This is a genomic window from Acinetobacter sp. CIP 64.2 (genome assembly GCF_000369645.1).
GTDB lineage: Bacteria > Pseudomonadota > Gammaproteobacteria > Pseudomonadales > Moraxellaceae > Acinetobacter.
Window position 1 is genome coordinate 863,006 of record NZ_KB850122.1, and the last position, 11,799, is coordinate 874,804.

At 41.4% G+C, this 11,799-nt stretch carries 13 protein-coding genes and 2 pseudogenes; 7 read left to right on the forward strand and 8 right to left on the reverse strand.

Annotated elements, in window-relative coordinates:
• Positions 1 to 61 precede the first annotated feature (61 nt).
• Positions 62 to 634 carry a dihydrofolate reductase family protein gene (locus F895_RS07055; RefSeq protein WP_005242168.1) on the forward strand — a complete coding sequence of 191 codons (573 nt, stop codon included), beginning with the start codon at positions 62 to 64 and terminating at the stop codon, positions 632 to 634.
• Between the two features lie 228 nt (positions 635 to 862).
• Positions 863 to 1,108: a zinc ribbon domain-containing protein gene (locus F895_RS19550; RefSeq protein ID WP_010590119.1), complete on the forward strand. Its 246-nt coding sequence runs from the start codon at positions 863 to 865 to the stop codon at positions 1,106 to 1,108.
• Positions 1,109 to 1,197: 89 nt separating this feature from the next.
• Here F895_RS19550 and F895_RS20310 read toward each other — a convergent pair whose 3' ends face one another.
• Entirely contained in the window at positions 1,198 to 1,428 is a 231-nt protein-coding gene (locus F895_RS20310) for a hypothetical protein (protein WP_228128856.1), read from the reverse strand.
• 31 nt (positions 1,429 to 1,459) lie between these two features.
• On the opposite strand from F895_RS20310, the gene F895_RS07050 reads away from it, so the two are divergent.
• The 3 genes from F895_RS07050 to F895_RS07040 all read left to right on the forward strand — a co-directional run bounded on the left by F895_RS07050 (position 1,460) and on the right by F895_RS07040 (position 3,639).
• On the forward strand, positions 1,460 to 2,416 hold the full coding sequence (locus tag F895_RS07050; protein WP_010590117.1) for an OmpA family protein: 957 nt from the start codon (positions 1,460 to 1,462) through the stop codon (positions 2,414 to 2,416).
• Positions 2,417 to 2,772: 356 nt separating this feature from the next.
• Positions 2,773 to 3,222, forward strand: coding sequence for a DUF7832 domain-containing protein (locus F895_RS07045; RefSeq protein WP_005242170.1), 450 nt, complete (start codon positions 2,773 to 2,775; stop codon positions 3,220 to 3,222).
• Positions 3,223 to 3,285: 63 nt separating this feature from the next.
• Positions 3,286 to 3,639, forward strand: coding sequence for a DUF7716 domain-containing protein (locus F895_RS07040; protein WP_005242171.1), 354 nt, complete (start codon positions 3,286 to 3,288; stop codon positions 3,637 to 3,639).
• Between the two features lie 84 nt (positions 3,640 to 3,723).
• On the opposite strand, the gene F895_RS07035 is transcribed toward F895_RS07040, so the two are convergent.
• The 6 genes from F895_RS07035 to F895_RS19925 all read right to left on the reverse strand — a co-directional run bounded on the left by F895_RS07035 (position 3,724) and on the right by F895_RS19925 (position 9,060).
• Entirely contained in the window at positions 3,724 to 5,178 is a 1,455-nt protein-coding gene (locus F895_RS07035; protein ID WP_005242173.1) for an amidohydrolase family protein, read from the reverse strand.
• Entirely contained in the window at positions 5,175 to 5,969 is a 795-nt protein-coding gene (locus F895_RS07030; protein WP_005242174.1) for an ABC transporter permease, read from the reverse strand. The genes F895_RS07035 and F895_RS07030 overlap by 4 nt, the downstream gene beginning before the upstream one ends.
• Positions 5,962 to 6,783, reverse strand: coding sequence for an ABC transporter ATP-binding protein (locus tag F895_RS07025; RefSeq protein WP_005242175.1), 822 nt, complete (start codon positions 6,781 to 6,783; stop codon positions 5,962 to 5,964). The genes F895_RS07030 and F895_RS07025 overlap by 8 nt, the downstream gene beginning before the upstream one ends.
• A 77-nt stretch (positions 6,784 to 6,860) precedes the next feature.
• Complete coding sequence (locus tag F895_RS07020; protein ID WP_005242176.1) at positions 6,861 to 7,853, reverse strand: ABC transporter substrate-binding protein; 993 nt, start codon at positions 7,851 to 7,853, stop codon at positions 6,861 to 6,863.
• Positions 7,854 to 8,240: 387 nt separating this feature from the next.
• A complete protein-coding gene (locus F895_RS07015) occupies positions 8,241 to 8,792 on the reverse strand; it encodes a DUF2004 domain-containing protein (RefSeq protein WP_005242177.1) in 552 nt (183 codons plus the stop codon).
• A gap of 118 nt (positions 8,793 to 8,910) precedes the next feature.
• On the reverse strand, positions 8,911 to 9,060 hold the full coding sequence (locus F895_RS19925; RefSeq protein ID WP_155522870.1) for a hypothetical protein: 150 nt from the start codon (positions 9,058 to 9,060) through the stop codon (positions 8,911 to 8,913).
• A 134-nt stretch (positions 9,061 to 9,194) separates the two neighbouring features.
• Between F895_RS19925 and F895_RS07010 the strand changes: the two genes are divergently transcribed.
• Positions 9,195 to 10,208 (forward strand): isopenicillin N synthase family dioxygenase, encoded by a 1,014-nt coding sequence (locus F895_RS07010; protein WP_005242178.1) that lies wholly within the window; start codon positions 9,195 to 9,197, stop codon positions 10,206 to 10,208.
• A 60-nt stretch (positions 10,209 to 10,268) separates the two neighbouring features.
• Here F895_RS07010 and F895_RS07005 read toward each other — a convergent pair.
• Positions 10,269 to 11,035, reverse strand: a pseudogene (locus F895_RS07005) (hypothetical protein).
• 173 nt (positions 11,036 to 11,208) lie between these two features.
• Here F895_RS07005 and F895_RS07000 point away from each other — a divergent pair.
• Positions 11,209 to 11,427, forward strand: a pseudogene (locus F895_RS07000) (isopenicillin N synthase family oxygenase); the annotation flags it as partial.
• Positions 11,428 to 11,799: the final 372 nt, after the last annotated feature.

An 11,799-nucleotide genomic window follows, 5' to 3' on the forward strand; every position in this document is an offset into this window, starting at 1 on the left:
ACAATTTACTCAAAGAAAATAAGTTCTAAGATACTCCTTTTAAAATAAGGAGATGATCAGGATGAAAGTACAATATTTTGCAGCGAGTACACTAGACGGATTTATTGCGACCGAAGATGACTCTCTAGAATGGTTATTTGCATTAGGCGAACTAAACAACTCAAGTTATCCAACCTTTATTGCAAATGTTGGTGCTTTGGTCATGGGCTCGGCAACTTATCAATGGATGCTAAATCATGCAGAGCAAGTCGCTGCTGAAACAGGTTCATCATGGCCCTACTCTCAGCCAACATGGGTATTTTCTAGCCGCAAACTGCCCTTGATTGAAGGTGCAAATATCCATTTTGTGCAAGGAAAAATCGCTCCTGTTTATGCTGAAATACAATCCGTCATTGGGGATAAAAATATCTGGATTGTAGGTGGTGGCGAATTAGCGGGCCAGTTTTATGATGCAAATTTGCTTGATGAACTTATTATACAAATCGGTTCAGTCACCCTTGGGAAAGGAAAAGCACTTTTCCCTCGAAGATTACTCGCTCCAACACTTAAATTGATCTCTGTTCATCCAATGGGTGAAGATATGGTTGAGTTACATTATACCGTTGAACATAAAACAAAATTAGCAGAATGCTGAAAGCCTTAAACGGTCTATTTGCCTTACCGTAGATAGTAGCAAGGCAATCGAAAAACACCTCAACTCAATCTAAATAGCCCATTCTGTTAAATAAAATGGGTTATTCGGACGAATTTTCCAATCTTTGAACTGATACAATTTTATGACCTGATTGCAAATCGACGAGATATGTTTATACGACATTTGTTAATGCCTAAATGGAAAATAACTTAAAAAGGAAGAACACTTATGGCGCTTATTTCATGCCCCGAATGCAGCCGTCAGGTTTCGACCCAAGCCAATTCCTGCCCGCATTGCGGCTACCCACTACAGACACAACATAGAGCGCCTGAGTCAAAGGGATTGCAATCAACGCATGTCTGGAGCCGCTCCATCACGGCTCTCGGCGCTTGGTTGGTGATACCCTGGATCGCGCGACTCCTCTTCGGACTAGCGGTGCTGGTATTTGTCTATCTCTCGCTCAAGAGCCAATGAATAACCTTAATTAAAGAACTACATCGCCTTGTTGTACATGTGGTTTTTGTAGCCGAAGATCAGCATTCAAAGGACTTAACGCGACTCAATTAGAAACAAAACACAGTCAACATATAAGTAGGGTGATTATTCATGTCTTCAATCAACAGATTCATGGTACTGGGAATGGCATTGCTCGTTTGCGCTTGCACAAAGTCACCCTCAACTGATGAGGATAATGCCAATACCCAGGCGAAAACAGCCAGATCAGCAGTAAAGTCCGCTGGAGATATCGACTTCCCGGTGATCCCGCAAATCGTCGTGCCAGAGATTATAGGCATTGGCCCAGCCCAACGAGCGTTGGAAACATCAATGCAAGACATCATTGATCCAGTCGCAGGCATTAGTGTCAAACCGGCCAACTGTGCCGCCGACGGCGCATTACTCAACGATGCGGGCATTACCAGCATGGATGCGCAAGGCAATCTGTCGCGCAACGGCGATGAAGGCATCTTTCATGTCAATGCAGACGGTAGTGGTACCGCCAACTATGAAGGCGGCGTCATCGTCGTCAACGCAGATGGCAGTGGTACAATCAACGGCAATGGTGACGGTGGTGCTGACGATGGGATCATCTCGGTCGAAGCCGATGGTTCGGGCACATATAATGGCAAGTACGGCATCATTGTGCTAGATGGCAAAGGCGGTGGCACATGGAATGGCGACCACGGGGTGATTCGTAACCAAGGTGATGGTTCAGGCAGTTGGAACGGCCCGCAAGGCATTGTCACCATCAACGCCGACGGCAGCGGTACATGGAATAGTCCGCACGGGTTGGTGAGCAACGACGGTAAAGGCAATGGCAGCATCGGTACACCAGCACGTCAAGTGAAAATGGCACCAATTCCCAAGGTCACGCCAGCCGGCAAGTTTCCGCCATTAAAAAAATTTGCTCCTCTAGGTGCGCCATGTGGGTTCATCATCACACTCAATGATCAGGTGTTGTTCGATTTCGACAAGTCGGATATCCGCCCTGATGCAGCCAAGGTGCTGGACACCTTAGCTGTAGCCTTGCAGAAAGTGCCAGCCAAGACAATAGAAATCCGTGGTCATACCGACGCCAAGGGCAGTGATGCTTACAATCTAAATTTATCCGAGCGTCGTGCCAAATCAGTAAGCATGGCCTTGCGCCAGCGTGGTGCTGCAACCGACGCCAGCACACATGGTTACGGCGAGTCGCAGCCAGTGGCACCCAACGAGGTCAGTGGCCAAGACAACCCTGCCGGTCGACAGTTGAATCGACGGGTGGAAATCTTCGTACGCACTTAATACGGTATGGTTGAACTAGATTGTACAGTTGATCGTAGTAGCGTGATTGGATGGGCAGAATTTTAACGTTCTAAACAGCCTGTTTTACCTACCGTGAAGATCGCACTAAGGTAATCAGAGAATACTAAAACACAATCTAAATGACCTTCTTTGTTGAATAAAATGGGTTATTCGGAGTAAGTTTTCCAATTTTTAGCTGATACAATTTTATGATCTGATTGCGAATCGACGAGATGCATTTATACGACACTTCTTAATGCTCAAATGGGAAATAACCAATTACGATCAAACTAAAATTTTAATCAGTCTCATTATTAAAATGGTAAGTAATGATGCAATTTTTGGAGATATGAATCATGAAATATGATGATGCTTCTTGGCATTATGGAGGTGACTTCCCTGTCGATCTTCCACAAGAGGCTGGTGCAACCCATATTGGAATGTTTTTAACATGGATGCTTTTGCACAATTTTGCTAGTGAAGAATTAATTGAATATTCACAAGATGCAATTGAGCATCTAAACACAAAAAAAATTACAGGAGCGCATTTTCTCATTAATGAACTTGATGAAAAGCTCACTGACAATGATTTTAGTGAAGAAGGTAATGCTTTTGCTCTGGCGTATTACGAAGGATTAAATAATGATAGTCGATATATTGATGACTACTTGCTTAGCTTTTCGGTAGATACGAATAACGTGTATAGAGTCGCTGATACTTGGGAAAATTACGACAAATTGGCAAGCCATATTGATGCAAGGTATCGCAGGTGGGTCATGGATGGTAGACCCCAATATATTGCTTAAAATCATAAAAAAATTGTTCAGTATAAATTTAACTGTCGAATTAAATAATAAAGAAGATAGGTAATGATCCAAATAGTTACAATACGTGATTTATACGAGACAGTCATTAGGGCAAAGGAAAATGAATGGGTTTATGTCAATCTAATAGCTTGGAATAAATCCCCGAAAGAAAGTATTTTTTTCATTATTTCGGAGGAAGAAGTCGATAATCTGCCAGATGAAAAAGTTTATGAATCAGATGATGGAGCATTTTTGCCTATAGAGTTACAAGAGCTATATCTGTCACCATGGATGGAAATAGGTACTTTAAAAGGCGTTATCGAAAACCTTAAATTAATTTCAAACAATTTTAACGATGAAACTTTCATTCAAGGCATCAATTATTATCGAGAATACGATACTTTTTTGGATGCCTGAAAGTTAAGCATTAATTTCATCCTATATCTGACAATGCATATTTAAAAAATAAACCACTATCAGATATCTGTAAATCAATATCGCTTAGGCTATTTTTGCCATTTCCATACTTCGCTGTTGTAACAACTTCACCGCTTGCTTAGCTTGCCAAGCCAACTCCATCATATCCAGATCAGGAATCTGATCATTTTCCATCACCATTTTCCCTGCTACAAACATCGCCTTAATATGCGCTCGTCCGCCACTTGCCACAGGCCCAATCGCCATATCATGCAAGCCAAAATAACGAGGATCATCTAACTGATAAATGACCAAGTCCGCCTGTTGGCCCACCTCAATTGTACCGACTTGATCGAGTCCCAATATCTTGGCACCGCCTACCGTTCCCCAACGGATCACATCCTCAATACTGGCAGCATCTGCACCGCCTTCAAATTGTCCACCCTGATATTGTGGTGTTGCCAGCATCCCTTTTCGGGCCCGTTGTAATAACCAAGCGGCATGGGTTTCAGACAACATATCTGCGGCTTCATTGGAACCCGCACCATCCACCCCAATCGAAATGGTCATACCTGCCTGTTCCAGAGCAACCAGATCAGCAATACCGCTACCCAAACGTGCATTACTCTGCGGACAGTGCGCAATGCCTGTTTGAGTTTGGCCCAACAACTGAATTTCTTCAGGCAGTAATTTCACCAGATGCGCAAACCAAACATCATTGCCAATCCAGTCCTGCTCGGCACAGAACTGGACTGGGGTCATAGCAAACTTGGCTCTAGCTGCATCCAGATAATCCACTGTTTCGGATAAATGGCTATGCATCCGAATCCCCCATTGTCTGGCGATTTTGGCACTTTCCCTTAATTGCTGTGCTGTGGTTGAATGCAAAGTTGAAGTTGGTGCCATCACGATTTTTCGGAAAGCATTTGAATCTGGCTGATGATAGTGCTGCACCAAACGCTCAATATCCGCTATATAGTCTTCAAATTTTTCTGGACGTAAGGCTTGAGGTAACTCACTTTCCAAACCACGCGTTAAGGTTGCACCACCACGACACAGCACAAAGCGCATACCCAATTTTTCGGCTTCATCAAATAAAATTGCAGCGCCATCAAACGGCATTTGTGGCCAATATAAATAATGATGGTCTGCTACCGTTGCACACCCTGAACGTAATAATTCAATTAAGCCAATACGCACTGCAATCCGAAAAGTCGCTTCATCGAATGCACCACGAAATCGATACGGCGTACTGGCAAGCCATGAGGTCAGGTTTTGATTCAACCCTTGTGGTTCACCCTTGAGTAAAGACTGAAATAAATGATGATGGGTATTCACCCATGCTGGGTAAATCACACAATCTTTGGCATTCACAATCTGCTCATTCGGCTGAGCGATTAGCCGCCCTATTTCCGTAATTTGTCCTGATTGAATGCGGATATCGGTGGATGTGCAACGTGCTGCATCTCCAGATAATCCCGTCAAAATGGCATGGGCATTTTGAATTAAATAACTTTGATTTAATTGCATTAAACTCATACTTGCTCACTCTCATGCCATTTGCTTAAAAACAACTGACTTAATAAGGACATCAATACAAATAAGCCCAGACCCGTACAGGTAATCAGGAATAATGCAGCAAACATCAAGGGTAAATCCAACTGAAAACCAGCTTGTAAGATTTGATAAGCCAAGCCTGCACTGGTGCCACCCGCACCTGCAACAAACTCGGAAACTACAGCACCAATCAGTGCCAAACCACAAGAAATCCGTAAGCCACCAAAGAAATAAGGCAAAGCATTCGGCACCCTTAAACGCATTAGAATTTGCCAGCGACTGGCTTTGTTGATTTGGAAAAGGTTAAGCAAACCTTTATTGACACTACGCAAACCTAAGGTGGTATTGGTCAGTATTGGAAAAACCGCAACCAGCATGGCACACACCACCAATGCCAAAGTGGTATTTTGAATCCAGATGATGACCAGAGGTGCGATTGCAACAATCGGTGTGACCTGAAATAAAATGGCATACGGCATAAAACAGGCTTCGAGCACACGGCTTTGTACAAACACAAAGGCCACTAATGTTCCAATGATCACGGCGCAAGTAAAAGCCAATAAAGTGATTTTTAAAGTTACCCATAAACTACCAAATAGCACATTGGACTGATTGATCATTGCCATGACAATATCACTGGGTTTAGGCACCACATACACAGGTACTTCTAATTGTTGAAAACTCAGTTGCCAAAACATGAGAAAAATCAGACCAAGCCCAAGTGGAGCAGCAATACGTTGTACGGTTGGATGTTGTAGCAATGGTTTAATCATGAGCATGTCCTCCGCTTGCCTCAGCCAATAATTGTGATAGATGCGAACATTGTTGAATAAAAATGTCTGAGCTTCGGAAAGACTCATCACGTTGATAAGGCCCTTTAATCTTCAGATCTGCCACTACGCGCCCTGGTCGTGCCCCCATCACAATAACTCGTGAAGACAGATACACCGCTTCATAAATACTATGCGTGACAAACACCACCGTTAAATCTCGTTCTGACCATAATTGACGGATATCACTGTCGAGTTTATGACGGGTAAATTCATCCAATGCCCCAAAAGGTTCATCCATCAGTAATAAATCAGGTTCAGTCACCAAAGCTCTGGCCAAGGAAGCACGCATTTGCATGCCACCCGAAAGTTCACGCGGATAAGCTTTGCTAAACTTTTCCAAACCAACAGCTTTTAAAGCAGCATGGACTTTGGGCGTACTGGTTGATTTGGCAATATGCTGTAAATCCAAAGGTAAACGTACATTGTCTTCGATATTGGCCCAGGGCATTAGCGTTGCTTCTTGAAATACCATGGCCATTTTGCATTGAGATTGTATTTCAGCCTTACCATTCCAGCGCACCAAACCTGCAGAAGGTTGTTCCAGATCGGCAAACATTTTGAGCAAGGTACTTTTACCGCAGCCTGATGGCCCTAGTAATGAAACAATTTCACCACGGGCAATGTTTAAATCTAGTCGCTGTAAGGCATTGGTCCCATTGGGATAGGTTTTTTCAACTCCTCTGGCCATAATCATCGGCGTGATAAAGGTTGAAGATTCATGTATTGGCGTATCAACTGGTAAAGCAGAATTCATGTGGTTTCCCCTTCGTGCGAGTGCCCTATTTTGTTAACCCTTTCACCATGACTTCCTTCTAAGGGAAGTATCTCAGGTTATTTGGCAGCTTTAACAAACTGCGTGGTATAAGCGGTTTTCCAATTGGTTTGAGCTTTGAGTAAACCTGCATTCACCATAAAATCTCGCGTTGCTTTCCAACGTGCGTCTGTCATGACCCCAATACCTTGGGTCTTGGCATCGCCACCATCAATCAGTTTTAATTTGCGCATTTGCCCGACTGCAAAAGTCAGTAGTTCATCATTCATATTCGGGTTTTCTTTTTTAATGATGCTATTGCCCAAACGTGGGTCAGCTAAATAGTTTTTCCATCCTTCCATCGATGCTTGGACAAAACGGCGCAGCACATCAGGTTTATTTTGAATGACATCATTGCGGGTCACTAAAATACCGCCATAAGCTGGATAACCTGCATCAGCAAATAAAAAGAAATTACTCGAAGGTTCTGCTTTTTTCGCCTGAAACACTTCTGAGGTGGCATAGGCTTGCTGGACTACATTTTTACCTGCTAGGAATGGCTGCATATTGAAGGTATAAGGGCGTGCTTGTGCGGCATCTAATTTGTATTTGCCTTTTAACCACGGCCACCAGCTTGCTTGTCCACTGGTTGAGACCAAAATCGTTTTTCCTTTCAGATCGGCCAAAGACTTTACATCGCTGTGAGTTAACACACCTTGGGGATCAAACTGGAATGGTGCTGCAACGGCTTTGATAGGAAAGTTACTTTCGATGCCTTTTAAGACCTGTAGGTCATAATTAATAATAATATCGGCACGTTTTGATAATAATAAGGTCATGTTATTGACCTGTGGCCCACCGATTTTAATATCGACATCAAGCCCGTATTTTTTATAAATTCCTTGTGCCAGTGCTTGGTAATATCCTCCTTGTTCGGCTTGTGCAAACCAAGTGGTTTGTAAAACCAGTTTATCGGCTGCAAAACTGGTTGAGCTCAGAACTGTACCTAGCCCCAATAACGCGCCCACGATAACAGTACGTCGCCCTTTGCCTACATAGTGCTGAATATTCATATTAAGACCCCTAAATCTGTATAGATTCATTTTGCTGTTCTTTTTAGGGGGTTAATCAATGTATAAGTTACACATTTCTCTCAAAACCAAATCAATTGGCTTTGTCCCCAAAAGAGGAACAGCAAACGCTGTAGAGCAATGTCCCGTATGTTTGCAACATACTGACCGCTTATACTCAATCATGATTTAGCAAGCTCTATGCCAAGATTGATTTGATCTTGTTTTTTATAGCAATTCTCTAGCTTGGATTTATTATTAGTTGTTTTCAGGTGAATCAACTGCATTGTGTCTTTGGTTTTGTATGCAGTTTAATGGTGCGTTAAGTAAGTGGAGATGCACTCTCGGGGTGCTTGAATTGCCATTTGAAAATGATTTAACTACCAATGTTCAGCTTTCCCAACTCACCGTGACAAATTCACCAGTCTCCGTGAATTTAACAGCAAGAATTTGATCGCTAACCTCAGGGCTAAACACATAGTCCATGACTATGGTGTACTCCTCCACACCATCACTTAACCATAAATCAGGTTGGCATACATATAATGATATGTTTTGCAGTCGCATCGCCAACACAAAATCAGCAATATTTACAGTCGTAACATCACCAAATGGCATAAGTGTTTTGATAAATGACCAATCATGATGAGGTATTTGCTCAGGAATTTCTATTAAATGAAACTCAATAAAATCCCAATCCGCTTCGAGGTATCTGCCAATTTGTTGACGAGCAGTCATGTCAAGTTCAGATAAATGCTTCAAACGACTGGCAAAGGCATCCAGTCGATGTGCGTCCATAGGTTTGTCGGATGTTGCCCAAAGTTTTGCTTGGACATTATCTCTAGTCAGTGAAAACTCCTTATGCCATACAACATCAGCATAATCGTGACTGATCGCATCCGTATTCAATGCACCAAAATAAGAATGATCAATTTTGTTCATATATTCCCTCTGCAATAATTCTTTTCAGGAATTTTAACACCATTATTTGTCCAAAAAATTTATAAACAAAGGCATTAAACCTAGCTCAAAATCTAAACTGATTAGAGCCTGTCTGGTTTCAAATTTCAATATTTTCACAAGAAATTGCAGCGTTTCTCGTCATATTGACCTGTTTCACTTTATAAACTGGCACAAAAAGTGCTTCTTTCTTTCCGTCAGAGTAGAAGCGTTCAGCATAGTCAGTTACATCGACTGTTATGCGGGTCATTGCTCAGAAATCAGCTCACTTTTTTATAAAAGCTTTCTCTTATGGAAAAAGTGCGGCTCTTTTTTGAATGTGACCCCATCTCTTTCAATCTATTTGATTGGGTCACGGTTTATCCAAAAGATGAGGTTGAAAATATGAATAGCGCCAATATGACTCCAATCGCTGAACATGACTACAGCTTAGAAGAACTGCAAAAAGAAGCGCGTATGGGAGCTTTGGGTCAAGAAACTTTTGAACGAGAAGTTCGAGTAATTGATTTATCTGACTTCGAACAACGCAAATATGAAATTGCGGAGCAACTCTGGGCGGCTGCCACTGATATTGGTTTCTTTCAGGTCTCGCATCACGGTATTCCACTTGAGCAGATTCAAACTGCATTTGACATGACACAACAGTTTTTTGCTCTGCCTGAACCGGTCAAAGCACGCTACCCACTCCATCGAAATGCAGGTTGGGAAAGCAAAGCTCAAGTTCGTCCATCAACCAGTACCCCAGACCAGAAAGAATCCTACCAAATCACTCGTCCACGTATGGCTGGGCTTTATCCAACCGAGCAAGAGCTACCTGATTTTAAAAATACCATGCTTGAATTTGAACAGGCCTGTTGGCACGTTGGTATGAAAATACTCTCCTGTTTTGCTTATAAACTGGGTTTTGCCGATAACTTCTTTAGCCTTGCCCATGATCCTGAACAAGACAGTTATCAAAGTACTTTAAGAATGTTGCATTACTATGCCATTGATCCTGCTTTAAAAGATCAATTGGGTCTTTGGCGTGCAGGCGCACATACCGATTTTGATTGTTTAACCTTATTGTTTCAACGTAACGGTCAAGGTGGTCTGCAAGTCTGTCCAGGTAAAGATATGGAACAGCAACAATGGACCAGTATCGAACCACGAGATGATGTGATCACTTGTAATATCGGCGATATGTTAATGCGTTGGAGTGATGATCAATTACCTTCTAATTTCCACCGAGTCAAAAATCCAGAAGCAGATGAATATCAAGGGCCGCGTTATAGTCTGGCATTCTTCTGCCAAGCCAATGAAGATGTGCTGATTGAAAGCCCACAAAAGAAATATCCAGCAATTACAGCCAAAGAATATCTAAAACAACGCATCAGTGCGAATTTTAAAGGGAAATACTAATCGGTGATTCCTTGTAGACAGAGGCAAATGGTCTCTGTCTACCGTTAAAAAATTATCGATTTATTTTTTCCGTGATCTATTCTTCATTCTTTTACGTACCACTTTTTGAGGAATATTGATTTTTCCAGTACCTAATCCTCGGAAAAAATAGTTAACAAGATAAATGAATAAAAATCCAAAATAGAAAAATGGGAATATGGTAAAGACACTAAAGTACTTTCCCAGAAAAGTACACCAATCCGATAATTATAACCTAACTGAATAAGCGCACCTCTACGGCTACCATCCTGAAAGGAGATATTATCCAAAAGAAAATGGATCAGACCCATTAAAAAACAAAAGAAAAACATTCCTGAAACAATCGTTTTTTTTATTAATGGTTTCTCCAGCCATGGGTGTTTCTTCGATGCATCAAACTCAGCTTGAAAGAATTTACTATAAATTTTTTCCTGAAACGCCTTGTTCACCCCCACTCTCTTAATAAATAAAAAACATAGGTAAAAACCGAAGATAGAAGCCACAACAGTACAATAAATACTTGAAAGAATAGTAAAAAATGGCAATGGACCTTTAGTCCCTACCGTAATCAACATCTGCTCTGTAATATAACGATAAATCTCATACTGCCACTGATTGCGAGGATATGCTGGAAATAAAAATAACGGTAAAATGAATACAATAATCAAAAGGGTAATATGTATTTTCGCCTGTCTTTTTTCTTTAGCTCGTTGTTCGTGCGCCAAACGTCTTTGTTCTAATTTTTCTTGCTTCTTTTGCTTTGTGTGCTGCTCAAGCAATTCTCTTGCTACATAACGTTTTGTTGACATAGAAAATCAATATTTCTGTTTTATATAAAAAATCTTAATTAGAAAATAATAAAGATACGCGAATATTCATAGGATTGAGAATTCTAAATTAAAATGAGCGACCTTCCAATATTTTAAAGTATATATCTTCTTTTAATAAAATTTATACAGTCAGAGATTCACAATCTCTGACTGTACTGATGCGTTGGCGTGATGATCAGTTACCTTCTAATTTCCATCGAGTCAAAAATCCAGAAGCAGATGAATATCAAGGCGCACGTTATAGCCTCGCCTTCTTCTGCCAAGCCAATGAAGATGTGCTGATCGAAAGCCCACAAAAGAAATATCCAGCAATTACAGCGAAGGAATATTTAAAACAAAGAATTAGTGCAAATTTTAAAGGAAAATACTAATTATTTAGATAGGGTTTGAACTAATTTTCGAATCCTATCTAGCCTTCAACATACTTGGACTATGGTTTGGCATTGTTGAGTTATTGGATCGTGGAAGACGTATGCAGCAGCCTCATCATGAAAATAATCTGGAATTGTAATTTGCCCAAGAAAGACTAATGGTTTTTTCTCTCGCATCGGCCAAGCTGGTGCTTGGAGCCATTTAGGTGGTCTCTTTGCATAGCGAAAGAGTTCCAATATTCTGCATTGTAGCCATTTTTTTAATTCATCTTTTGAGTGAACCGTACCGGGTTTGTCGGAGACTTTTTTATTTAAGTTAGGCCACCTGACCTAACGGGTTAATCTTATCATAGTACATTGCTTCAAACTCAA